At 48.9% G+C, this 24986-nt stretch carries 24 protein-coding genes; 14 read left to right on the top strand and 10 right to left on the bottom strand.

Going from position 1 to position 24986, the window contains the following annotated elements:
* Positions 1-46: 46 nt before the first annotated feature.
* Genes JHL22_RS04105 through JHL22_RS04115 form a run of 3 tightly spaced genes read right to left on the bottom strand, consistent with a single transcriptional unit; the run spans position 47 to position 2597 of the window.
* Positions 47-916, bottom strand: a complete 870-nt coding sequence (locus JHL22_RS04105; RefSeq protein ID WP_200234087.1) for a nitrilase-related carbon-nitrogen hydrolase — start codon at positions 914-916, stop codon at positions 47-49.
* A complete protein-coding gene (locus JHL22_RS04110) occupies positions 909-1931 on the bottom strand; it encodes a 2,5-dihydroxypyridine 5,6-dioxygenase NicX family protein (RefSeq protein WP_200234089.1) in 1023 nt (340 codons plus the stop codon). Before JHL22_RS04110 ends, JHL22_RS04105 begins: the two co-directional genes overlap by 8 nt.
* A 33-nt stretch (positions 1932-1964) precedes the next feature.
* Positions 1965-2597: an isochorismatase family protein gene (locus tag JHL22_RS04115; protein WP_200234103.1), complete on the bottom strand. Its 633-nt coding sequence runs from the start codon at positions 2595-2597 to the stop codon at positions 1965-1967.
* 405 nt (positions 2598-3002) lie between these two features.
* Here JHL22_RS04115 and JHL22_RS04120 point away from each other — a divergent pair, with 405 nt between their 5' ends.
* From JHL22_RS04120 to JHL22_RS04130, 3 genes are read left to right on the top strand one after another with little or no spacing between them, the layout of a single operon-like run.
* Positions 3003-3971 carry a TRAP transporter substrate-binding protein gene (locus tag JHL22_RS04120; RefSeq protein WP_200234105.1) on the top strand — a complete coding sequence of 323 codons (969 nt, stop codon included), beginning with the start codon at positions 3003-3005 and terminating at the stop codon, positions 3969-3971.
* Positions 3971-4456 (top strand): TRAP transporter small permease, encoded by a 486-nt coding sequence (locus JHL22_RS04125; protein ID WP_200234107.1) that lies wholly within the window; start codon positions 3971-3973, stop codon positions 4454-4456. Before JHL22_RS04120 ends, JHL22_RS04125 begins: the two co-directional genes overlap by 1 nt.
* Before the next feature lie 6 nt (positions 4457-4462).
* Complete coding sequence (locus tag JHL22_RS04130) at positions 4463-5746, top strand: TRAP transporter large permease (RefSeq protein ID WP_200234109.1); 1284 nt, start codon at positions 4463-4465, stop codon at positions 5744-5746.
* On the opposite strand, the gene JHL22_RS04135 is transcribed toward JHL22_RS04130, so the two are convergent.
* The 4 genes from JHL22_RS04135 to JHL22_RS04150 are packed head-to-tail and all read right to left on the bottom strand — an operon-like array spanning position 5690 to position 11735.
* Positions 5690-5875, bottom strand: a complete 186-nt coding sequence (locus tag JHL22_RS04135) for a hypothetical protein (RefSeq protein ID WP_200234327.1) — start codon at positions 5873-5875, stop codon at positions 5690-5692. The genes JHL22_RS04130 and JHL22_RS04135 overlap by 57 nt on opposite strands.
* A gap of 47 nt (positions 5876-5922) precedes the next feature.
* Entirely contained in the window at positions 5923-7365 is a 1443-nt protein-coding gene (gene adeC / locus JHL22_RS04140; protein WP_200234111.1) for an AdeC/AdeK/OprM family multidrug efflux complex outer membrane factor, read from the bottom strand.
* 1 nt (position 7366) lies between these two features.
* Positions 7367-10525 carry an efflux RND transporter permease subunit gene (locus tag JHL22_RS04145; protein ID WP_200234113.1) on the bottom strand — a complete coding sequence of 1053 codons (3159 nt, stop codon included), beginning with the start codon at positions 10523-10525 and terminating at the stop codon, positions 7367-7369.
* 31 nt (positions 10526-10556) lie between these two features.
* Complete coding sequence (locus JHL22_RS04150) at positions 10557-11735, bottom strand: efflux RND transporter periplasmic adaptor subunit (RefSeq protein WP_200234115.1); 1179 nt, start codon at positions 11733-11735, stop codon at positions 10557-10559.
* Positions 11736-11924: 189 nt separating this feature from the next.
* Here JHL22_RS04150 and JHL22_RS04155 point away from each other — a divergent pair, with 189 nt between their 5' ends.
* The 3 genes from JHL22_RS04155 to JHL22_RS04165 are packed head-to-tail and all read left to right on the top strand — an operon-like array spanning position 11925 to position 14081.
* Positions 11925-12521 (top strand): TetR/AcrR family transcriptional regulator, encoded by a 597-nt coding sequence (locus JHL22_RS04155; protein ID WP_200234122.1) that lies wholly within the window; start codon positions 11925-11927, stop codon positions 12519-12521.
* Between the two features lie 57 nt (positions 12522-12578).
* Positions 12579-13160: a P-loop nucleotide/nucleoside kinase family protein gene (locus tag JHL22_RS04160; RefSeq protein ID WP_200234124.1), complete on the top strand. Its 582-nt coding sequence runs from the start codon at positions 12579-12581 to the stop codon at positions 13158-13160.
* A 6-nt stretch (positions 13161-13166) separates the two neighbouring features.
* Positions 13167-14081: a LysR substrate-binding domain-containing protein gene (locus tag JHL22_RS04165; protein ID WP_200234126.1), complete on the top strand. Its 915-nt coding sequence runs from the start codon at positions 13167-13169 to the stop codon at positions 14079-14081.
* A 27-nt stretch (positions 14082-14108) separates the two neighbouring features.
* Here the strand turns inward: JHL22_RS04165 and hglS are convergent, their stop codons facing one another.
* Positions 14109-15494, bottom strand: a complete 1386-nt coding sequence (gene hglS / locus JHL22_RS04170) for a 2-oxoadipate dioxygenase/decarboxylase HglS (protein ID WP_329610632.1) — start codon at positions 15492-15494, stop codon at positions 14109-14111.
* Between the two features lie 333 nt (positions 15495-15827).
* On the opposite strand from hglS, the gene JHL22_RS04175 reads away from it, so the two are divergent.
* The 5 genes from JHL22_RS04175 (at position 15828) to JHL22_RS04195 (ending at position 20068) form a co-directional block, all read left to right on the top strand.
* On the top strand, positions 15828-16331 hold the full coding sequence (locus JHL22_RS04175; protein WP_200234130.1) for a TlpA disulfide reductase family protein: 504 nt from the start codon (positions 15828-15830) through the stop codon (positions 16329-16331).
* Positions 16332-16437: 106 nt separating this feature from the next.
* Positions 16438-17367, top strand: a complete 930-nt coding sequence (locus JHL22_RS04180) for a LysR family transcriptional regulator (RefSeq protein WP_200234132.1) — start codon at positions 16438-16440, stop codon at positions 17365-17367.
* 176 nt (positions 17368-17543) lie between these two features.
* On the top strand, positions 17544-18521 hold the full coding sequence (locus tag JHL22_RS04185; RefSeq protein ID WP_234041097.1) for a Bug family tripartite tricarboxylate transporter substrate binding protein: 978 nt from the start codon (positions 17544-17546) through the stop codon (positions 18519-18521).
* Positions 18518-19261 (top strand): class II aldolase/adducin family protein, encoded by a 744-nt coding sequence (locus JHL22_RS04190; protein WP_200234133.1) that lies wholly within the window; start codon positions 18518-18520, stop codon positions 19259-19261. Before JHL22_RS04185 ends, JHL22_RS04190 begins: the two co-directional genes overlap by 4 nt.
* A gap of 33 nt (positions 19262-19294) precedes the next feature.
* Positions 19295-20068, top strand: coding sequence for an SDR family oxidoreductase (locus JHL22_RS04195; protein ID WP_200234134.1), 774 nt, complete (start codon positions 19295-19297; stop codon positions 20066-20068).
* A 30-nt stretch (positions 20069-20098) separates the two neighbouring features.
* On the opposite strand, the gene thiM is transcribed toward JHL22_RS04195, so the two are convergent.
* Both thiM and JHL22_RS04205 read right to left on the bottom strand, forming a co-directional pair.
* The gene (thiM, locus tag JHL22_RS04200) at positions 20099-20929 is read right to left on the bottom strand and encodes a hydroxyethylthiazole kinase (protein WP_200234145.1); all 831 of its coding nucleotides are present in this window, start codon (positions 20927-20929) and stop codon (positions 20099-20101) included.
* Between the two features lie 94 nt (positions 20930-21023).
* Complete coding sequence (locus JHL22_RS04205; protein ID WP_200234147.1) at positions 21024-21623, bottom strand: class I SAM-dependent methyltransferase; 600 nt, start codon at positions 21621-21623, stop codon at positions 21024-21026.
* Between the two features lie 431 nt (positions 21624-22054).
* Between JHL22_RS04205 and JHL22_RS04210 the strand changes: the two genes are divergently transcribed.
* From JHL22_RS04210 to iscB, 3 genes are all read left to right on the top strand, one after another.
* Positions 22055-22768 (top strand): TerC family protein, encoded by a 714-nt coding sequence (locus tag JHL22_RS04210; RefSeq protein WP_200234149.1) that lies wholly within the window; start codon positions 22055-22057, stop codon positions 22766-22768.
* Positions 22769-23087: 319 nt separating this feature from the next.
* Positions 23088-23471: an aspartate 1-decarboxylase gene (gene panD / locus JHL22_RS04215; protein WP_200234151.1), complete on the top strand. Its 384-nt coding sequence runs from the start codon at positions 23088-23090 to the stop codon at positions 23469-23471.
* Positions 23472-23597: 126 nt separating this feature from the next.
* Entirely contained in the window at positions 23598-24986 is a 1389-nt protein-coding gene (gene iscB / locus JHL22_RS04220; RefSeq protein ID WP_200234153.1) for an RNA-guided endonuclease IscB, read from the top strand.

The raw sequence follows: 24986 nt of genomic DNA on the forward strand, positions 1-24986 counted from the left end.
TATATGGACAGAGAGAAACAAGCTGCTGTCGACAGATAACACAACCTTAAGAGATTGTGATTACTTGTTTTCCGTATACGTCTGGCCTTGCGCTTTCCAGAACACGTAAACTTGCTCGCGTGCTCCATACCTTATCTAATTGTATCTCGTGGACCTGAACCGCCTGCTCAATTGTACCCAAACCAACAACGATTTCACCCCATGGATCAATAATGGCAGCATGACCGAATGTAGGAAATTCAGTCGTTTCGGCTGAACCAATGGTAGCCGACGCAACAATATAGCAACTGTTTTCTATTGCCCTAGCCCGTAGCAACGCATCCCAATGCGCTTTCCCGGTAGGTATGGTAAAAGCGGCCGGCACCAGTATTATTTCAGCACCATTATATGCAAGGTTCCTATATAACTCCGGGAAACGTATGTCATAGCAAATGGTTATCCCGATTGTTACGTCCTCTAATGAGACAAGCACCATATCAGCGCCAGCCTGTTCAACGGCAGAAGCATTAAACTGCTTACCCTCGACCTGCGCATTGAACAGGTGAATCTTGTCATAGTGCCCTAAAACCTTACCCTCCTTGTTAATAATAATCGCAGAATTACAAATAACACCATCAGCGTTTCGGCATTTTGCCCCTCCCAGCACAATTGCGCTGCGCGCCTCTTGCGCTGCCTTGCAAAGTGCTGCTATCTCGGGCCCATCGAATGTAATTGCCGCATCTCTCATTTGCTGATTGGTTCCAATACACAAGGCATTTTCAGGCAATAGCACAAGGTCGGGATTTTGTGGTTTGGCCAACTCGATCAAACCCAATGCCTGCTCAAGGTTAAGCTTTACATCCAACCCTGGTTGCATTTGCGTAAGTGCAACCTTTATGGTCCGCTTTAAATTGGATTTAACGCTATGATTAGCCATAGATTTTTTCCTCTAGTTTGCCCTGCCGAACAACCACAGTTTCATCAATACATATGGTGCAATCCCGCATAGGAATATCCAGATGAGCGGGCGTTTCTCTTTGCGCAAAACGGTTTGAGCCTGTCGACCACATGAAATTGCCGGCAACTGACCTAAGCTCCTGGCCATAAAGTGATCTGGGGTCATATACATTCAACGCAGACCAGCTCGCTAAAGGATGCAAGCCCCAACCCATATGAGAAAGGGCATAAACCTCCGGATCATGCCACTGCGCGAAATAATCACTCAGCAAACGAGCATCATGACCATTACCGTCAATATTGGTAATATAGCCATCCTTCACCGTTATGATGACATCATCTGATACATAACGCTGCCAAGGTATAAAGACATCGCCTGCCTGCAAAACAATAGTTCCTTGCGCACTTTTATCTTGCGGGAAACAAGCAATAAAACCACTAGGCCAGTGATCCCATCTGGCTGGTTCATCTACATATCCCCATTGGCAAGTAATTGGCAACGATTCGCCGGATATATCCAGTACCAGATCCGTACCAGCCTGGCTTGTGACATGCATGCGGGACCCATTCCTCAAGAAGGCTGCCGAAGCACTCACTCTATTCTTCAGATCTTCTGTACCAATCAGTCTGCCTAATACTTCAGTAGGCTCCGCAACAAAGAGCATGCGTTTTCCTTTACCAATAATCTGTGTACGCACATCGGAATGAATAAGCCCTCCAACAGTGACATCAATGATCAGATCACATTCACCGGCAGCAGAAAGTAATGCCGCTACCTCCCGGCCATCGGATTTATAAGGTGGCAACAAAGGATTTGACAAGCTGGAGGCCGTCAGTACCAATGCAGCAGCACCCAGCGATCTGGCAGCAACGACGGCAGCTTCAACATATTCCGTTTTTTCACCATACTCACTGATAACCGCTACTTTTTCTGTGCTGGTCAGCTTGCATAATTTATATTGTTGAACAAACAAGTCGACAAGTAATAGATTCATATAAATATCTCGATATATAAGGAATTAAAAAAATCAGATATGGACATGCGCCAATATTTCCCCGGCATCCTGCAAGGAGATGACTTCACCATATTTGGCTTGTATATCAAACAGCGCTGCTTCGTGTGGTTCAACGGCTCTGTCGCCAACGCACTCTCTTGGCACAAATGCGGTATAACCATACATGCAGGCATCCACAACCGTCGCTCTGACGCATCCTGAGGTAGTTGCCCCGCAAATGACCAAGGACTCGATATGATTGTTTTTCAAAATGCTTTGCAGATCAGTTCCAAAAAATGCAGAAGCTGCACTTTTATATAAAACTATATCTGCAGTATCAGCCTCCAACCGTTCATCGACGGCAGTCCAGGGACTGCCAAAAACCAAGCCAGACATTGCCGGCATTTTTTTCAGCCATATACTCTGCCCTGCTTTTTCGTGAAAGGCGATAGACGTAAATATGACCAGTTGACCAGACGCCCGCGCCAGGCTTAACAGATTGTGTGTCGCATTCACAACGCCATCCAGATCCGAACCGGCAGGAAAGTCCTGATGTATAAAACCGTTGATCAGATCAATCACCAACAAAGCAGATCGTCCTTGTGGCTGGAGCGCCCCACCGATACCTTTTTCCGCATACAGTTTTTTTACTGCTTCATATCCCATACTATCCCTCTTTTTGAAAATTTACATACAGTTTTGCATACATTTTTATTATTATCAAGTGTAATGATTTGTCTGCCATTGCTATTATTTCTATTTGAATTTTTAAACCATATAAAAATAAACTTACTTTTTTTGATGTATCAGTACCACATTAAAACCTGTAAACACTCGAAAATACCATTTAATAACAAGGAATATAAAAAATGTAGTAAATTTATTATCCATCTTTTCCTACATAAACATTAGTCAGAAACAATCCAGAAAAATAACAAATAATCAATCAAACTAGGGAAAACACCATATCCAAACAAAATAAATATATGCAAAAATGTATTCACTTTTATGAAATAAGATTTATTTTAAACTTTAAGGAGACTAAAAATGTTAAGCGTGATACGAAAAACAATGAGGTTAGCCATACTGGGGGGTATCAGTTTATCGGCAGCAATGCAATCGGCCCATGCACTTGATATCAAGTTGGGTCATGTACTGGCCCCCGACCATAGCTGGCACATGGCAGCTGAAGGTTTTGCCAAAGAGGTCAAGCAAAAAACGGATGGTCGCGTCAATTTTCAGATTTTTCCCGCAGCCCAGTTAGGCAATGAAAAGACCGTACTGGAAGGACTGAGAATTGGCAGCGTCGGTGCTGCCATCATGGGAACCACGGCACTTCAATCTGTCGACCCCAGGTTCGGTATTGTCGAACTTCCTTATTCATGGTCTAACGCAAATCAGGCATACAAAGCTTACGATGGGGAATTGGGCAATGCATTGGCAAAAATTGCAGAACAGAAAGGCCTTATCTTGCTCGGCTGGTGGGAGCTGGGCTTTCGTCATTACACCAATAACAAACATCCGGTAAAAACCATTGAGGACCTAAAGGGATTAAAGACTCGTGTTACACCCGATAAAATGCGCATTGAAACCTTTAAGGAATTAGGTGCCAATCCTGTCCCCCTGGCTTTTGGAGAGCTGTATTCAGCATTGCAACAAGGCTTGTTTGATGCGCAGGAAAACCCGTTATCAATTATATATACATCATCCTTTTATGAAGTTCAAAAATATCTTTCAATGACCGGTCATGTCTGGGGTCCTGCCAATCTGATCCTGTCCAAATCAGTATGGAATCGAATTTCAGACAAGGACAAAAAAATTATTAATGATGCCGCCATCGAATGGGGCAGACATCAACGCAAAGCCATGAGCGACGGTGAAGCATCTTTAATTGAAAATCTGAAAGCAAAAGGCATGGAAGTCAATGAAGTAAATAAAGAAGGCTTCATGCAGGCAGTCAACCCGGTCTGGGAGAGACAGGCATCAATCTATGGTGAAGATCTCATGAAAATTCTTGTTAAATATCGCGAGTCCAAATAATGTTTGTTCCAACAATCATTTATATCAAACGATTCTGCCAAACCATTACTGCTATTTTGATAGCGGTAATGGTTGTTTTAGTATCGTACGTTGTTTTTGAACGCTATTTGCTTCATACCGCACCGCCCTGGGCGGAAGAGCTCCCTCGCGTCTTGCTGGTTTGGGCAACTTTTCTTGGGGGGGTTATTTGCACGGCAGATAAGAGTCATTTAACAGCAGGCATTACATCGGCGCTGATCAAGAATCCTCGCATCCTTCACATAATTACCTATATCAATCATCTTTTATGTATAGGTGTACTAGCCATTCTTGTTTACGCCGGCTGGGAACTTACCCTCCTTACCCTGGATGATTCTCTCCCAGTATTGGGCATTACCGCAGGCATTGTTTATTTCACCCTACCCATCTCATGTTTAGCCATGATTGTGATCCATCTATTGCAGATGGTCGAATTATTTAACAAAAAACATACAAACAAGGTATAAAAAATCATGTCTTTTGGTTCGATCTTTTTAACAGGCATTTTCCTGATAACACTCATCACCGATATACCTATTGTTTATGGCTTATTAATAGCCAGTGTTCTTTACCTTACTTTTTTTGAGGTAGCCCCTTATATGGCTGCCGCCCAACAATATGTTGCGGGGCTGGACAGCTTTACTTTACTTGCCATCCCCTTATTTATATTAGCCGGCGAATTAATGAATCAGGCCGGACTGACAAAGAGAATCGTCAGGCTGTGTTCTGCGATTGTTGGTGACATGCGGGGTGGACTTGCCGTTGTTGCGGTACTTGCTTGTTTAACATTTGGCGCGCTTTCTGGCTCAGGTGTTGCCGATGTCGTGGCTATTGGCGGTATTTTATTGCCCGCGATGGCTCGTGCCGGTTATGACAAGGGCTTTAGTGCCGCATTGGTAGGAAGCGCTGGCGCCACATCAACGATCATACCGCCAAGCATCGTACTGATTATCTATGGAACAATCAGCAATACCTCGGTGGGCAAGCTATTTATGGCTGGCATTATTCCGGGCTTATTACTGGGAGCAGCGCTGATCGCGGTGGCAATATGGCAATCACGTAAACACGGATGGGCTGGCGGCCAGCCATTTTCAAAAGCCGAATTCTCTTCTGCGCTTTATTCAGCATTGCCTGCATTGATGATACCCATATTAATTATTGGCGGTATTCGCTTTGGCTTTTTCACTGCAACAGAGGCCGCTGCCAGCGCCATCGTATATGCCCTGATATGTGGTGTGTTCGTTTACAGAACCATTAGTCTTGCCGGTCTTTGGCATTCATTAAAAGCCACCAGCGAAGTGAGTGCTTCAATATTGCTTTTAATTGGTGCTTCATCACTATTTGCATGGGGACTGGTAATGGAGCAAGTACCTCAATCACTGGCCAGTTTCATTACTACCCATATCGAGAGTCGCATATGGATATTGCTGCTTCTCACCCTTATTCTTTTATTGCTTGGCACGATTATGGAAGCCATTCCTATCATCATTATTATCGTACCGGTAGTCATGCCCCTGCTGGAGCTTTACAATATTGACCCGATTCATTTTGGCATACTATTGGCCATTAATATGGCGATAGGTGCAAACTCTCCACCGGTAGGTGTTGACTTAATGGCAGCCTGCAAAACATCAGGAATAAGCATGATGGAAACCTTACGTCCATTAACATGGATGATTGGAGCCATGATTCTGATTATGCTATTGCTGACATTCGTGCCAGAACTGGTTCTGTATTTGCCAAGAACCCTGGACTAAATCCAGATAGTCGCTTGAATGTCTGCCTGACGTATCGCCTGGCCAGACATTCCTGCCCAATTTGGCGGCCAGCTCAAGGCCGCCCGCACCGCCGCCAACAATCACTACTTTATGGTCTTGTGTTTTCATTACCTTTTACTCCCTCATTGTATAAACCTTCTGGCAGCAGAACACGGCTAGCCATTCTGGATCGCCGGTGCCTCACGCCAGCCGCCCCCCAGAACCTTGTAAAGCGTCACCTGATTGCTGTTTTTTGCCTGCCGTAACGTAATCAGGTCTTGCCGGGCAGCATAAAGGCTACGCTGTGCATCAAGCACTTGCAAATAACTATCGACACCGCGACGATAACGGGCTTCTGACAAGGTGTAATTATCAACCGATGCATCAACCAGCGCAACTTGTGCGGCCTGCTGCTCATCGATTGCACTATGTTGCGCCAGGCCATCGGCTACCTCACGAAAGGCACTCTGAATCGTTTTCTCATATTGGGCCTGGGCAATATCGCGATCCACCTCGGAAACCTTCAGATTGGCACGGTTACGCCCCCCCTCGAAGATTGGTAAATTCAGTTGAGGAACAAAACTCCAGAACCCGGTACCGCTCTCAAAAAGATTGGACAATGAACTGCTGGTCGTGCCTGCCGATGCAGTCAGGCTGATACGGGGGAAAAATGCAGCGCGGGCAGCCCCTATATTCGCATTGGCCGCCTGTAACAGTTGTTCTGCCTGCAAAACATCCGGGCGATGCAACAAGACCTCGGACGGCACCCCCGCATTCAATTGCGCCAGCGTGACACGATCATCATTTTGTGAGCGCGGCAACCAATTTTCAGGAATCTGTTGCCCAGCAAGCAGGGTCAGTGCATTTTTATCCTGCAGAATCTGGCTCGTAAACTTTGCCACATCGACACGCGCCGACTCAACCACTGTTTGCGCCTGCTTGAGATCAAGCAGTGATGACACACCCAACTCATGGCTGCGCTGCGTTAGTGCATAAGATTGGCGCTGGTTTTCCAGTGTTTGCCTGGCCAGCTGCAGGCGCTCCTGATCTGCGCCAAGGGTAAGATAGGCATTAGCCACTTCCGCCACCAGGGACAGCTGTACCGTCTTGCGTGCCTGCCCGGTCGCCAGGTAGCGCAGCAAAGCCTCATCATTAAGACTGCGAACACGTCCAAACAAATCAAGCTCATAGGCACTGGTGCCTACCCCTGCGCTGTATTGACGGCTGATACCCGCCTCTCCCCCTGTATTAAGATCTGCCGGCAAACGCTGGCTGGTACCCGAACCGCTGATACCCATAGTGGGAAAGGCATCGGCCCGTTGAATCTGATACTGTGCCCGGGCACGTTCAATATTCAGTGCGGCAACCCGCAAGTCCCGATTGTTTTCCAGCGACATGGCAATAATCTTGCGCAAATTTTCATCAAGAATAAATTCTTGCCACGCCACCTCTGCGGCCGGTTTATCCTGTGTGGCAGAAATACCGGACTGCGCATTTGCAGAAACAGTTGGCCAGTCTTGTGCTACCGGCAAAGCGGGCCGCTCGTAATCCGGAGCCATGCTGGTGCACCCTGCCAGCAATAAAGCGGCAAACAAAGAAGTTAAAGTTAAATGTTTCATATTAAATCTCGTTACCTGCTTGCGTTACCGTCAAATCTGTCGATGCAGACGATGTTTTTTTCTTTTCTGAAAACAGCTTCCGAATGAAAAAGAAAAACACGGGAATGAAGAAAATACCCAATACCGTTGCGGCGATCGTTCCGCCCAGCACCCCAGTACCAATTGCATTCTGGCTGCCTGAACCGGCACCGGTTTTAATAGCCAGGGGAAGCACCCCAAGTCCAAAGGCAATCGACGTCATCAGGATCGGCCGCAAACGCAGTTTGGCCGCTTCAAGTGATGCTTCCACCAGCCCCATGCCCTTGTTGATCAGATCCTGGGCAAACTCAACAATCATAATGGCATTCTTGGCGGCCAGCCCCACCGTTACCAATAACCCTACCTGAAAATACACGTCATTGGACAAACCACGGCCACTGGCTGCCAGCAATGCACCAAACACGCCCAATGGCACCACCAGCATGACAGCAAACGGAATCGACCAGCTTTCATACAGGGCAGCCAGACACAGGAAAACGACAATCAGGGAGATGGCATATAAGGCCGGTGCCTGGGAACCGGACATCCGCTCCTGATAAGACAAGCCTGTCCACTCAATGCCAAAGCCCGGCGGCAGTTGAGCCGCAATGTCTTCGATAGCAGCCATCGCATCACCCGAGCTGACACCCGGCGCAGGTTCCCCCTGAATCTGCACGGCAGGAATCCCGTTATACCGTTCCAGACGTGGAGACCCATACTCCCAGTGTGCCTTGGCAAAAGCCGAAAACGGCACCATTTCACCTGCGGTATTACGCACATACCATTTCTGCAAGTCTTCGGGCACCATGCGCGACTCGGCCTCGGCCTGTACATAGACCTTTTTCACACGGCCTTTATCCATAAAGTCGTTCACATAGGCACCGCCCCAGGCACTGGACAAAGCGCTGTTCACCTGCTCCATGCTTAAGCCCAAAGCACCCGCCTTGGCCTGATCGATTTCAATACGATACTGTGGCGTATCGTCCTGGCCATTAGGTCGTACTGCCATCAGATTGGGGTTCTGGGCAGCGAGTGCCAGCAACTGATTACGTGCTTCTGTCAGTTGCTGATGCCCCATGCCAGCACGATCCTGCAGATACAAATCAAAACCCTTGGCATTACCCAGTTCAAGCACGGCAGGCGGCGCAAAAACAAACACCATTCCGTCTTTGATTTGCGACAACGCACCCATCGCACGATCAACAATTGCCAGCGCGCCATTTTCCTTGCCTGAACGCTCGCTCCAATCCTTTAATTTAACAAAACTCAATCCGGCATTCTGCCCTGCTCCGGCAAAACTGAAACCGGCCACGCTAAATACCGATTCAATATTCTCTTTTTCATTTTCAGCAAAATAGGATTCCATTTTATCCAGCGTTGCCAGCGTGCGTTCCTGCGTAGCGCCCGCCGGCAGCAACACTTGGGTAAACAGGATACCCTGGTCTTCATCGGGCAGAAAGGAGGTGGGCATTCTGATAAACAGCAAAGCGGTTGCAACCACCAGCACCAGATAAATCAGCAAATAACGGGTACTGCGCGCAATCATTCGCCCCACCATAGACTGATACTTCAAGGTACCACGATCAAAGGTACGGTTAAACCAGGTAAAAAAACGTCCACGGGGAGCATGCTCACCTTTGGCTACCGGTTTAAGCATGGTTGCACAAAGCGCAGGGGTCAAAACAATGGCAACCAGAACAGACAGTCCCATGGCGGATACGATCGTAATGGAAAACTGGCGATAAATCACCCCGGTCGATCCGCCAAAAAAGGCCATCGGCACCAGCACGGCCGAAATCACCAGACCAATCCCCACCAGCGCGCCGGTAATTTGATCCATTGATTTACGTGTTGCCTCCAAGGGCGACAATCCTTCTTCGGTCATTAAGCGTTCAACGTTTTCAACCACCACAATCGCATCGTCAACCAGCAGACCAATGGCCAGTACGACGCCAAACAAGGTCAATGTGTTGATGGAAAAACCAAAAGCAGCCAGGATACCGAACGTTCCCAGCAAAACGACGGGCACCGCAATCGTAGGAATAATCGTTGCCCTGAAATTCTGCAAGAACAAATACATAACCAGAAAAACCAGGATAATCGCTTCAAGAAGCGTGGAAACCACGCCCTTAATAGACACTTCGACAAACGGCGTTGTATCAAAAGCAATAACCGATTTCATGCCCGGAGGAAACGCATTTTCAAGTTCGCTTACCTGAGCCTTGATTGCCTCGGCGGCATTAATCGCATTGGCTCCTGTAGCCAATTTAAAAGCCATCCCGGCTGCCGGACTGCCGTTATAGTACGACAACACATTATAATTTTCACTACCCATTTCAATGCGGGCGACATCACGCAACCTGACGCTTGCACCCTGTTCGGTGGTGCGCAACAGTATTTCACCAAACTGCTCGGGTGTTTGCAACAAGGTTTGTGAAGTAATTGTCGCATTAAGCTGCTGCCCCGGAACAGCCGGGCTCGCCCCCAGCTGTCCGGCTGATACCTGGGCATTCTGTGCCTGTATCGCGGCAACCACGTCGGCAGGCACAAGGCTATAACTATATAGCTTGTCAGGGTCCAGCCAGACTCGCATTGCGTACTGGCTGCCAAACACCTCTATTTCGCCAACACCCTGAACCCGACTCAAGGGATCGCGCATATTGGCAACGGCGTAATCGCCCAGATCCGTGCCAGTCATACTGCCATCTTCAGAGACCAGACCCACCACCATCAGAAAGTTGGCGGTTGATTTGGTGACGGTAACGCCCTGGCGCTGTACCTCTTGCGGCAACATCGGGGTTGCAATGGAAAGCTTGTTCTGTACCTGAACCTGGGCAATGTCCGGGTCAACACCCGCTTCAAAGGTAATGACAATTTCCATACTGCCCGACGAGTCGCTGGTTGATGACATATAATTCATGCCATCGATACCTTTCATTTGCTGCTCAATTACTTGCGTGACAGTATCTTGCAAGGTCTGGGCCGACGCTCCGGGATAGGTCGCTGAAATGGTCACTTGCGGTGGGGCAATACTTGGATATTGCGCCACCGGCAAGCTTAAGATAGACAGTCCGCCCGCCAGCATAATCACCAAGGCGATGACCCACGCAAAAATCTGACGATCAATAAAAAATCGTGACATAACTTATATATTCCTGAAATAGATCAGCCAATTAACCGGCAGACAATGCAACAGCCGCATCTGTCGCTGCATTCTTTTCCACAGTCTGAACGGCATCTCCGGGGCGAACTTTTTGCACGCCTTCCACAATCACCTGCTCGCCAGCCTGAATGCCGTCATCAACCAGCCATTGATCTCCGATCGTGCGTGATACGGTCAAAACCCGGGCTTCTACCTTTCCTTCGGCATTAACCAGCAACGCTGTTGCATTGCCCTTGCTATCACGAGTCACGCCTTGCTGCGGCAGCAAAACAGCCTGATCCCGCACACCTTCTTCCAGCACGGCACGCACATACATGCCCGGCAATAACTGCTGTTCAGGATTGGGGAAGACGGCACGCAAAGTCACCATGCCGGTGCCAGGATCAACGGACACATCTGAAAACTGCAACTCACCACTCTGCCCGTATTCGGTACCATCTTCCAATATCAACCTGACGTTGGCCCGTGCCTGATCCGTACTGGTCAACGAACCAGATGCCAGGGCTTTGCGCAAGCGCAACAGTTCGACGCTGGACTGGCTCACGTCCACATAAATTGGATCAAGCTGTTGAATTTTTGCCAAAGGCGTAGCCTGATTGGCCGACAATAATGCCCCCGGCGTAATGGCCGATTGACCGATACGACCGGAAATCGGTGCCTTGACTTCGGTGTAACCCAGATTGATCGCCGCCATGTCCAGAGCGGCACGCGCCGAAGCCACGTCGGCCTGGGCCTGAAGCAACTCTGCCGTTGCCTGGTCATTATCCTGCTTGCTAACGGCATTAATCTTCACAAGCTCTTTGTAACGCGACGCTCGCAGGCTTGACACCTTATGATTAGCCTGGGCCTTGGCCAGGGCCGCCTTGGCACTATTGTGATTGGCCTGATAGGTAGCGGGATCAATCTCATAAAGCGTTTCACCGGTTTTAATATCACTGCCCTCTTTGAAAAGCCGCTTTTTAACAATACCATCGACCTGCGGTCTCACCTCAGAGACCAGATAAGCGTTCGTGCGCCCCGCCAATTCAGTGGTCAATGCGACCGTTTGAGGTATAACGGTGTGTACGCTGACCTCTGGCTTGACCGCATTGACGTTTTCATTAGCAGACTGCCCACAACCGGCAACAACAATTGCACTGGCGGCAATCGCAAGCGCCTTCAGTAACGGGTTAACATGATAGTGCTTCATTAGAACTCAATTTTTTAAATGACGAAATGAATGATAAGAAAAAATTCCTGACGTTCATTTCACGCCAGGAAATAAGGTAATACACTTAATAAATGAACCGTACTGTACGGTATTGATCACGTAGTTTATAATGACGAAATAAATACATCAAGAAAAACCGTACTGTTCGGTATAAATATGGATTCAGCCATGAGAATGAAAAGTGAAGCTCGCCGTGAGGCCATCCTGGATATTGCTCTGGACCTTTTTTGTGAAGTAGGATTTGAAGCTGCCTCAATGTCTCAAATAGCTGCTCGCCTGGGGGGTTCAAAAGCAACGCTCTACAATTATTTTTCATCGAAAGAAGAATTATTGCTTGAGGCATTGCTGGCCTCTGAAGACAAATATCACCAGGAGATGCAACTCCTGTTACAACAATCAAACGACATATTCACGCAATTGCACAGCTTCGTCGTTTCCTTGCTTAAAGTGCTTAACTCTCCAAAAGTCATACAGGTATTAAGGGTCGCCATCTCGGTGGGAGGTACTTCAGACATTGGCCGCCGCTTTCATGAGGGCTCATACAAAACCTGGCTGGCCATTGCCGATCTTCTGCACAAGGAAATGAACAAAAGAGGCATTCACATTGAAAACACCCATTTGATGGCCATGCATTTACGGGATCTTTGCCAAACCGATTTAATTTGCAATCTTCTTGGTGCCGGTACTGAAATGACCGATGAACAAGTAGAACAAAAGGCCGCTTATATCGTGGAGATTTTTTTTCACACCTATAGCATTAAATAACCTTCGTATTTATACTCAATCATTAAATCAATGAACCATTTCATTTAAGGGATGTGCATGCCAACACCTTTTGCTCTTTTTATTCTGGGCCATGCCGGTACTGGCAAATCGGTTCTGACATCTCACTTTATCCGCCAGGAACTGCAACAGCATCGCACCTGGTGTGTACTGGACAAAGACACCATCGGTGAATACTGGACCGGTCCTTTGCTAGAGGCTTATGGGCAAGACCCCAATGATCGTGACAGCCCTTTTTTCAAGGAAAAAGTACGGGATTTGCAATACAAAAGCACTTTGCTGATTGGCAAAGATCAACTGGAACTGGGCCTGAATGTTGTATTTCCAGGCCCCTGGAGCAAAGAACTTGCCACCCAAGCGCTCTTTTCGGCAGAAACATTGGGCCTGCCATTAAACACAATACTGCGTCACGTCTGGCTGGAACTGCCTCACAGCATCCGCAAGGAACGTATTATTCAACGCGCAGACCCGCGCGACCAATGGAAACTGGATCATTGGGATGACTATATTTATGCCCTGAGAAAACCACAGGCTGTAGAGGAAGGCAAAATCCCCATCCTTAATGCCGCCCTGCCGGTTGAGCAACTACTGGAAGCGCTTAAAGAGCAAATTCATATTTAAGCCGTCATGCGAAAATTCAAGATACCCAGTATCGCCGCCCTTACCGCTTTTGAGGCGGCGGCCCGGCATGAAAGTTTTTCTCTGGCGGCCAAAGAGCTTTCCCTGACAGAAAGCGCCATCTCACGCCAAATTGCCACACTTGAAGCCAATCTTGGCGTGCATTTGTTTGTGCGCAATAAACAAAGGGTCATGCTAACCCGGGCCGGCTTCCTCTATGCAACAAAAATCCGCCAGCCTATGGAAACCCTGGACAGGGATACGCTTAACCTGATTGCCTTTGGTGGACGTGGAGGTCATCTTGAACTGGCCGTTCTGCCTACTTTTGCCTCGCACTGGCTCATTCCCCGGCTCCCTGAATTCAGCCGGCGGCACCAGGATATCTTTATTAATATGGGTGTCAGCACCGATATATTTTCTTTTTCGGAAACCCATTTTGAAGCAGCCATTCATTATGGCAAGCCTACCTGGCCTGGCACTACTGCCGATTATTTGTTTGGTGAAGAAGTCGTGCCGATTTGTTCACCTGGACTATTGAAAAAACCGGTAAGCAGCGCCAAAGACCTGTTGCAATACCCTCTGCTGCATTCCACCACCCGCCCCGATAGCTGGACGCATTGGTTTCTGCAACAGGGCATTGATGCCCCCACTTCACGGGAGGGCGTACGCTATGAACTGCATACAATGCTGATTAGCGGCGCGGCAGCCGGCATGGGCATAGCCCTGGTACCCAAATTCCTGATAGAAGACCGACTGCCAACCCTGGGGGTTATCGTCCCATACCAAACAACCGTTTCACAAGACGCCGCTTATTATCTGGTTTATCCCAGCGAATTCCGTCACGGGAAACCACTGGAAATGTTCCGCTCATGGCTTCTGGAACAGGCGGCAAGCTATTGTGCCCATCATGCAAACCAAACATGAAGGGCCACAAACAAGCGCCCAGGCCGCTTAAGCGACGACGGTTTCCAGCGTACTGAAAAGCACTTCAATGGACTTTGCCTGCGCCGCTTCGTAAAGCATCAGTTCATCCAGCACGGCAATACCCAAATCTTTTTCAAACTGCAATCTGGACGCATTGGCAGCATAATGCTTTTGCTCGGCACCACCCAGATTCGACTGAAAAATGCCAGCCGCACTGACGGGCAGAAAATCCTCGTAAACAATCGGTTCTACTGCGACTGCACCTGTCGAAATCAGCACATCCAGATCACGGACCCCATCTGATCCGGCCTTGGCATTAAACAGAGCCGCATCATTAAGTACATAGCGGAAATAAGCCAGCTGCTCTTTCCTTAATGTCTCAACGTCATCAGGAAATGCCTTGAAAGACTCAGCCAGTCGCCTGGCATAACCATCTCCGGCATTGCCTTCATTATTATAACTGCGTGCCTGATCCAGCAACTGATCATACAAGGCACGCCCCTTGGCCGTCAGTGCCACGCCACGCTGTTCTATTTCTCCAAAACGGGCGGTGTGCGTACCTGCCTGTTCATCATCGGCAAAACGGATTTTTTCTTCCAGTGCCTTAAAACTGGTCTGGCGCAGCAGAATCGGGCACTGACGACGTGGCGGACCTTCAATCACCTCTTTAGGGTTCAGACCAAGCTGTCCCATCTGTTCCTGCACCTCGTCGATATCCAGCGTACGAGGTGTCAGGTGATTAATATGCGGCCCTTTGAAACAGACCACATCTGCAATCAAGCGATGCGAATCATGCAATTGCTTATAAATCTCCTGTGAGACAGTCGCATCCTGATGCCAGCGGAAAATTTCCTTTACCTCTGAAACAAAAATGTGCGCATCCTGCCCGGACAAACCACCCTCTGATTCGTACTTATCAAGTAGATGCAAAACCCTATCGGAAAAAATCTGCCGCCTCTCCAGGATGGCTGCCGCCTTTTCCCTTAAAGCCTCATCTTCGATCAGCTCCAGACGTAACAATGAAGTAAATACCCGAAAAGGATTGCGATTTAATGCCTCATCGGTAATTGGCCTGAATGCGGTGGCATGTACCGGCACACCGGCAACCGATAAATCATAATAGCCAACCGGATGCATGCCCATAACATAGAAAATACGTCGCATGGTATGCAACTCTTCGGGTTTGCCCAGCCGAATGGCACCATGCCGCTCCACATCCAGCCGGGCCAGCTCATTGGCACTGTCCAGCGCCTTATGCAAAGCAGGATTGCGATCAAGCACGCCCGTATTAACCTTACTCACAATATCAAGCAATGCGCCATACTTGGGCACTTCATCCCGATACATATCAGACATTTCACAGGAAAAGCGGGATCGAATTTCATCGGCAGAGATAGGGTGAGGAATAGTCACAACAAAATTTCCATAAATTAAGTATATTGACCTGCGTATTAATAAACAAAAAAGCAGGCAACAAAGAATGATCAGGAATTTTAGGGTGCCTGCACCGGGCAGGTCAAACGATCTTATCTCACCAGGTAATGTATAAAACTCATTAACTATGCCATTACTCATATTTGAAAATATCACGCGTCAAGCACCTGATTGAATACGTTAAAAGCATGCTGGCATCCACAACAAACCTCGGTTAAACTTCTTCTTACCCGGCAGGATTAACAATACCCAATACCACTATATTCAAACCTTTCCTTGCCAGGAAAGGTGCCTTCCAAACAGGGGTACAGCATGAATAAAAGTTACTTACCAATACAGGAATGGCACGTATCGCAATGGTTTAACACGCAACAGCCACTGCACCTGAGTAACCTGCGTGGTCATGTCGTCATGATTCATGCCTTCCAGATGCTCTGTCCGGGTTGCGTATTGCATGCCATCCCACAAGCCGTACGGGTTCATCAGGGCCTGGCGTCCGAGGGGCTTAAAGTAATTGGCCTGCACACGGTTTTTGAGCATCATGATGCCATGCAGCCACACGCACTTGAAGCCTTCATTCACGAATACCGTTTACGCTTTCCAATCGGTGTAGACACGGCCTCTGAACACTCTCACATTCCGAAAACAATGGCGCAGTGGGGTTTGCAAGGCACCCCCAGCCTTCTGGTCTTGGACCGGCAAGGCCATATCAGGCTTGATCATTTCGGTCAGATCGACGATATACAGCTCGGTGCCCTATTGGGCCGCTTGCTGGCCGAACCAGACATCCCAAGAAACAACTCCTCCGATAAGTAAAGCTGAACCAAGACTTAACTTACATATCCGGACTTCTTCATTGAGAGCCAGTAACAAGCCCTGTACAATTTACCCATTACAAAAACAGATAGCCAATCAGGGAATTATGGACTTACGTCAAATAGAATGCTTTTTATGCCTGTTCCAGCAAGGTAATGTGACACGCGCAGCCAAACAACTGGGCATTGTCCAGTCTGCCTTAAGCACGCAAATCAGCAAACTTGAAAAAGACCTGGACATCCGTCTGTTTGACCGCTCAAGTCGGGGTGTAACCCCCACCACGGCAGGTGAAAAACTGCACAAGATGCTATTGCCCCTTGCCCGGGAAGTAGATAGCATTCAGCAACAAATGCTGGATCTTGGCGGAGAGGCATCCGGCCTGGTCAGGGTAGGCCTTGCGCCTTCCCTTGGGGTCAATGTTGTACCAAATGCACTGTCCAGATACTGTGTCGATTTCCCGAATGTGACCATTCAGCTGTCAGTGGGTTATACCAACATTCTGATTGAAAATCTGGATGCAGGAAAAATTGATTTCGCCATTACCAATGACACCCCCAAACTGGGCAGTCTTATTTCCAGCCCGATCATGAGCGAAGAACTGGTACTGGTGGTTGCCTGTAATAGTAAATTTCTCACATCATCCATACCCGACTTTAACCAGATACCACCTGGACGCCTGATTGTTCCCAGCAGTGGCCAGGTATTGCGCAGCCTGATTGACGACCACTTGCGCAAGACAGGCAAAACCATGCAGTCCCATCTTGAACTGGATGCACTGATGCCTACCATGGAACTGGTAAAAACCGGTGAATGGGCAACCATTTTACCTGTCAGCGCCATTTCCCGGGACCTGGAAAACAAAGTACTGTGTATCGCCCGTATTACCGACCCGATCCACCGTGAGCTTATTTCCGTTTATCACCCACGTCGTCCCCTGAGCCTGGCTGCCCAAAATTTACTGCAAGCCTTTGAGACTGAAGTAAAACGGGTGGGTGAGCTGGCCAATCAGACACTGCAGAAATCCACTCAAGCCTGACCACTCTCCCATAAACAATCACCTCACCTGACGTTTAGCGTTCAGGCGGGGGAATGCGCCTGAATTTTGTTCAAAAAAGTGAAAAACAACAATTCCACGCCCCTTATCATCTTTTATATTGATATAAATCAATTATTATATTAATATTTTAGATGTAAAACTCAGGAGGAGACATCATGACAATGCTCAAAAAATCACTTATTGCCCTATCATCAGCACTAACGCTAACCATCTGTTCCCAGGCATATGCCAGTTATCCGGAAAAACCCATTACCTTTGTGGTCGGTTTTCCACCAGGCACATCCACTGATGCTGTCGCCCGCATCCTGGGGGAAAGCATGGGAAGAAAACTGGGGCAAAGCATTATTGTAGAAAACAAGCCGGGTGTCGGTGGCAGCCTGGGCGTAGCACAGGTGGCCAAAGCCAAACCCGATGGCTACACCCTGGTACTGTCTGCAACAGCCCCCATGAATATCAACCCGCATGTGTATAAATCACTCACTTACGACCCGTTGAAAGATCTTGAGCCGATCGGGCAAAGCACCTGGCTGCCTTACGTACTTGTGATGAACAAAACAAAAAACGTAAACAGCTTCAAAGAACTGATTGATTATGCCAAAGCCCACCCTGGTGAGCTCACTTACGCATCTATCGGTAAAGGCACCACCAGCCATTTATTGATGGAAATGCTTAGTAAAACTTCTGGTCTTGACATGGTTCATGTGCCCTACTCCGGCAGTACCCAGTCACAATCCGATGTCATTGGCGGCAATGTGGACATGACCTTTGATACCGTTGTGTCAGCCTTGCCTCATGTCAAGGCTGGTCGTTTGAATGCCCTCGCTGTCAGTGTCAACAAACGTGCCGAACTGGCTCCTGATATTCCCACCATCGAAGAACAGGGTATTCCCAATTTCAACATGGGCGCCTGGCTTGGTTTTTTTGCACCTAAAGGTACTTCCCCGGAAATCATCCAGAAGCTGCATACCACTCTGAATGAGTCACTAAACGACCCGGAAACCCGCAAAAAACTGATCGCACTGGGCTCAGAAGTCGTCAGCAGTGAATCGCCACAGGCATTTGCCGAGATGGTTAAAGAAAATTATGAAACCTGGGGCAACCTGGTTAAAACCGCAGGAATTGAAAAGCAATGAATTACAGTCAAGAAGAATGGGAAGCCCGCGTCAATCTGGCCGCATGCTATCGGCTCATGCCCTTATTTGGCATGAGTGATTTAATCTATAACCATATCACCGCCCGCATTCCGGGCACCGATGATGAAATTCTCATTAATCCTTATGGTTATATGTACGAGGAAATCACGGCTTCCAGCCTAATCAAAATCAACATCAAGGGTGATGTTCTGCATAACCCTCACGGCGAAGAGCTGGGCATCAACCAGGCAGGTTATGTCATTCACAGTGCGGTTCATGCCGCCCGCCATGATGTCAGCTGTGTCATTCATACACACTCACGTGCAGGCATGGCTGTTTCTGCCATGGAGTGTGGCTTATTGCCCATTACCCAAACCTCCATGCGTTTCAAAGACGTTGCCTATCATGATTACGAAAGTGTCGCCATTGAAATGGATGAACAGGCCCGCCTGGTAGCAGACCTGGGTACGCAAGATGCCATGATTCTGCGTAATCACGGCTTGCTGGTGGCATCGGCCTCCATTGCCGAAGCCTTTAATGCCATTTACTGGCTTGAAATGGCCTGCCGGGTCCAGGTTGACGCCCTGGCCAGTGGCACCAAGCTGATCATGCCATCGGAAGCCGTCATTAACCGCACCCATCACTTGTACCAGCCAACGGTCAGAAGACCGTTCGGCTTAATGGAATGGCCTGCCATGCTACGTTATCTGGATCGCCGTACACCAGGTTATAAAGACTAACTCCCATAACAGCAACAACCGGAAAACACATCAATGAATGACGTAAACAATCTGTTTTCATTAAGCGGGCAAGTGGCCCTGGTGACCGGCTCCACCCAGGGGCTGGGATACCAAATAGCGCAAGGGCTTGGCAAAGCCGGCGCGCGCATTATTGTTCACAGCAGAAGTGAAGAAAAAGCCAGGCAAACCGCCCAAACCCTGACCGGGGCAGGCCTGGATGCCGGCTGGGTCTGCTTCGATATTAATGACCAGAAAAAGTGCGAAGATGTGTTTTCCAACATTCAACAACAATATGGCCGGCTGGACATACTGGTAAATAATGCCAGTATCCGCAACCGCAAAACACTCAGTGATTTAAGCCCACTTGAGCTTGAAGATATTGTGCAAACCAATATTCTGGCCAATATCCGTATTTCACGGCACGCCATAGAACTAATGAAAACCCGCAAATACGGGCGGATCGTAACCATCAGCTCCATCGCCGGGCAGCTGATCCGCTTTGGTGATTTTGCCTATCCCATTACCAAACAGGCACTTAATACCATGACCAGGGCCATCGCAGTTGAATTTGGTCGCGACGGCATCACCAGCAATGCCATTGCCCCCGGTACCTTTGCCACCGAATTCAATGAAAAACTTACCCAGGAAAGCAAAAACATTGCCAAGATGCAGGAAAGAAACCCCTTGCAACGCTGGGGTGATCCCATGGAAATTATTGGCCCCACCTTATTTTTCGCATCACCGGCAGCATCTTATGTCAATGGGCAGACCCTTGCCGTTGATGGTGGCTTTTCAATTACGTTTTAACCCCCTTGCTCTTGCTGGGTCATAAACTGTTTATTTCAACCTGGCCTGTTCAGCAATCTGTGCTGCGGTCAGGTTATAAACTGCATCAATAATCCGGTTGCGATAGCTGGCATTGCCTTCCTGCGGCAGCAAATTTCCGTAAGCAATTTCTCCGGCAGTACCCATGCATGCCACCGCAGCAACTGCCGCGATAAAAGGTGATTCTGCCATCGGCAAAAAGGCCCCCACAAGGGAGCTGCACATACAACCCGTCCCGGTTACCCGCGCCATTTCGGGCCGGCCATTTTTTATAAAACAGATCCGCCTGCCATCAGAAACAATATCAATAGCCCCCGTCACCGCCAGCGTGGTATTCAATTTACGCGCGGTGTTTTCAATAAATGCCTGCATTTCCTGTTGCTGGCTATTAGTGTCAAACACTGCCGTGGCATCAACCCCCCTGGTTTGTTCATCCAGTCCGGCCAATACCCGTATTTCTGACAGATTGCCGCGAATGACAGAAAAGCGGGCCTGCTGCAACAATTGACGCACCGTTTCTGTCCGGTAGGGCGTGGCCCCCGCCCCCACCGGATCCAGGACCAGCGGGATTCCTTTTGCATTGGCCTGTTTTGCCGCTGCCAGCATGGAAGCCACCGTTGCCTCATTCAAGGTGCCCGTATTAATCACCAGGGCAGAGGCAATTGACACCATATCCCTGACTTCATGAATGCTGTCCGCCATGACCGGCGAAGCCCCAATTGCCAGGGTCATGTTGGCGCAGTCATTCACCGTCACATAATTGGTAATATGATGAATCAACGGGGTACTGGCACGGACCTTGTCCAGTAAAGTTCCAATTTCGGTGTTCAGCTGATGCCGCATTTTTTCTCCGGATACGTACAAAATAAGGCCTGTTTAATACAAGCCTTATTTTACTACTGTAAAAAAAATATCCGTCAATATCCATACACCCGGTTTACGTCTTGCGGGCAATAAACTGAACCACGGCTCCCTTGCCGGTATGAAGCTTTCCTTCATAAATGTCCCGTACACACTCCCTGCTGACAAGAAGGGAATATAATGCAAACGCCTTTTCCAGCTCTTCTTTGCTTACCAGCATGTCCACATTGCCAGGGCCGCCGGTACGGTACTCAAGCTGCTCAGGCGTATACAGTTCAGCCAGCAGAATGCCCCCTGGCTTGAGTGTTTTAAGGACCTGCTCATACAGAAAAGGCCGGTTTGCCGAAGGCAAATGACAAAAAACCATGATAACCGCATCATATTCAGCCTCGGGTAACTCATGAGTCGTGAGATCGGCATGAATCGTGTGTACCCGGGTCTGCTTCAGGGCAGCCAGCTGGCGGGTTTTCTCAAGGCCGGCCTGCGCATAATCCAGTGCCCAGACCTGATTGCCCTGTTGGGCCAGAAAAACCGCATTGCGCCCTTCCCCCTCGCCAAGACATAAAATCTTTTGAGGCATTGCCAGCGTATTGAACAAATCCCTGTTCTCTTTCAGGAAATCATTGGGTTCAGTACCGTATACGTACTCTTCACCTGAAAAACGCTCATTCCACATGCAAACTCCCGATCCAATTAAACTGCCAATTATCGTAACATGTATTTCGCGTTCACCATTCAGCAACATTCATTAATAGCGACACGGGGTTTACCATGATTTATGCAATTACTTCTTGACTTCGCTCAAGCTTCCCATATAATTACGCAAATCAAGGGGAGTAGCTTTCTTCCGCCGCATCGTCATTTCGATTGTTTGTCTATAACGCAAGCGTCCGGTGCCCGGGCAACATACCAAATGTTGCAAGCAAGACCTTGCCATTACGGGCAAGGTACGTCTTCTCTATTTAAGATGGCCTGTGTCCTGATGGATCAGGCCTTTTTGTTTTTTTTGTCCGGTACATTCCCCTTTTATTCATAAGGAAACCGCTCAAAAAGACTCAAGCCAGATCCGTTTCTCTTTCCAATTTCTGTTATTTCAAAGGGTAACTGATGCTTGAATTTTTACAAACACTTAGCTGGGCTGCTGTCTTTCAGATTATTCTGATTGATATTCTGCTTGGTGGCGACAATGCCGTGGTTATCGCTCTGGCTTGCCGTAATCTTCCCAAAAAACAGCGCATGCAGGGTATTTTATGGGGCACTGCCGGTGCCATTGGCCTGAGGGTTGTCCTGATTGCTTTTGCCCTGACCTTGCTAAGCATCCCATTCCTGAAAATTATCGGTGCTTTGCTACTGGTATGGGTTGGCGTTAAGCTGCTGATTCCCGAAGGAGATGCCCACGGCAATATCGCAGGCAACACCTCGATTATGGCTGCCGTTAAAACCATTATTGTGGCAGACTTCGTGATGAGTCTGGACAACGTGATTGCCATTGCCGGCGCCGCCCAAACCGCCAACCCCGATCACCAGATTGGCCTGGTTATCTTCGGTCTGGTCGTGAGTGTACCTATTATTATCTGGGGCAGCACCATCGTCTTGAAACTGATCGACAAATTCCCATGGGTCATTACCCTGGGCGCTGCTTTGCTGGGCTGGATTGCCGGTGGCATGCTGTTAACCGATATTTTCATTGTAGAAAAAATTGGCGAGCCTTCCACCACACTGAAGCTGGCCGCGGAAGTGATTGGCGCAGTGGCTATTGTGCTAATGGGTAAATTCTTTGCCAGCCGCAAATTAAAAGCGAATGTAAATACCGAAGCGTAAGAAGGCAGGCAGGTCCAGGCCACCTAAGGCCTGCCCCCAGCCCTCAAGCAAACAGCTAAACGGATCAAAACCGGGTATGTGGAAATTCCATCTACCCGGTTTTATATTAAGCCTCACCATTTTGCCTGAATTTTTTTTGTCAGTGCGCTTTACAGACTAAAAAATTGCCCAATAAATCATATAATTAGCCCTGTCCAATTTATATTTGCAATTCTCCAGCCTCTCATTGTCACCCTGAATATCATGTAAAGGGGCTCATGCATCTATATTTTTCAATGAATACCGCAAGTATTGTGTTTTGTATAAAGGTAACAAACAAATGTTTCGAATGATGATGAATAGCAAAATTCACCGCGCTCAAGTGACCGAGGCGAATTTGGACTACGTCGGCTCTGTCACCATCGACCAGGATATCCTGGACGCCGTTGGCATGCTGGCCAATGAAAAGGTGCATATTGTCAATAATAATAACGGCGCCCGGCTTGAAACCTATATTATCCCGGGCAAGCGTGGCAGTGGCGTGATTTGCCTTAACGGTGCGGCAGCCCGCCTGGTTCAGAAAGGCGACATTGTCATTATTATGTCTTATGTTTATGTTGATGCCAAAGAAGCCGAAACTCATCAACCCAAAGTGGCCATCATGGGTGAAAACAACCGCATCAAGGAAATTATCGGCGTCGAGCCCGAAGCGACCATTATGTAGTTTAAACAGTCAATCACCCCGCCCTGAAGGGCGAGGCTTGTGGTGTTAACACTTCACAGGCCTGAGATTGTCCAGACCGAGTGCTTAGGCACTATGTTGTACGTAAGTCCGTAGACCCACCCTGGGATGCTTCCTCAGTCCCAGGCCCTGGAAATCACCGCTGCAGACACGCTTCGGGTAAGCACGAAACGGGCGGTGATTCATCGTCATATGCCGTTGGTGATTCGATTAAAGGATCGCCGCCGGGATGAGAGCGCCCTTCAGCCGGTGCGCATCAAACTGGATCCCGGCAGTAAAACAACGGGCGTCGCAGTCGCGCGAGAATCAAGCACTGTTAATCCGGATACCGGCGAGGTTCAGCGCCAGGCGGCTGTACTGGCTTTAATTGAGCTGGTGCATCGCGGCCACCGGATTAGCGAAGCGCTGACCGCCCGCCGACAGATGCGCCGTCGCCGCAGGGGTCAATTACGCTACCGCGCACCCCGATTCTTAAACCGCAGCAAACCTAAAGGCTGGCTAGCGCCATCCTTACAGCATCGGGTAGATACCACGGCAGCCTGGGTGACACGCCTGTCCCGTTGGGCGCCGATCACGGCCTTGAGCTCAGAGCTGGTGCGCTTTGATATGCAACAGATGCAAAATCCGGAGATTTCTGGCGTCGAGTATCAACAAGGCGCCTTGGCGGGGTACGAGGTGCGTGAATATTTACTGGAAAAATGGGGGCGCAAATGCGTGTACTGCGATGCGACTCAAACGCCGTTACAGATTGAGCACCTTCAACCCCGGGCACGCGGCGGCTCAAACCGGATCAGTAACCTGGCCCTGGCGTGTGGCCCATGCAACCTGAAAAAGGCTGCCCAACCCTTGAGCACTTTTTTAGCCAAGGATCCCCTAAGATTGGCGCGGATTCAAGCGCAAGCCAAGCAACCGCTGCGGGACGCGGCAGCAGTCAATGCTACCCGCTGGGCGCTGGCGCAAGCGTTAAAGTCCACCAGTCTCCCGCTGGAACTGGCCTCCGGTGGCCGAACGAAATACAACCGCACCCGGTTCAGCATACCAAAAACCCATGCCCTGGATGCCGCCTGCGTTGGAGAGGTAAGCGAAGTGACTCAATGGCAGCAGCCCACCTTACAAGTAAATTGTACCGGGCGAGGTAGTTACCAGCGCACCCGCCTGAATAAGTACGGTTTCCCTCGGGGCTATTTGATGCGCCAAAAATCCGTCAAAGGCTTTCAAACCGGCGATCGGGTACGGGCTATCGTACCGGCCTCCAGCAAAAAAGCAGGTACGTATACCGGGCGCGTCGCCGTCAGGGCCGCCGGCAGCTTCAATATTCAAACCGGTAGAGAGATCGTGCAAGGTATCTCGCACAAATACTGCCGAATTATTCAACGTAGCGATGGCTACGGTTATACAAGGATAGCCTACTTAAAAGGAGACGCAGGAATTGGGCATGGTTACCATGCCGCGCTATCCCTCCCCGCCCTAAAGGGCGAGGTTTTCCGCGCAAGTTGA

It is taken from the genome of Advenella mandrilli (assembly GCF_016595155.1).
Taxonomy (GTDB): Bacteria; Pseudomonadota; Gammaproteobacteria; order Burkholderiales; family Burkholderiaceae_B; genus Advenella; species Advenella mandrilli.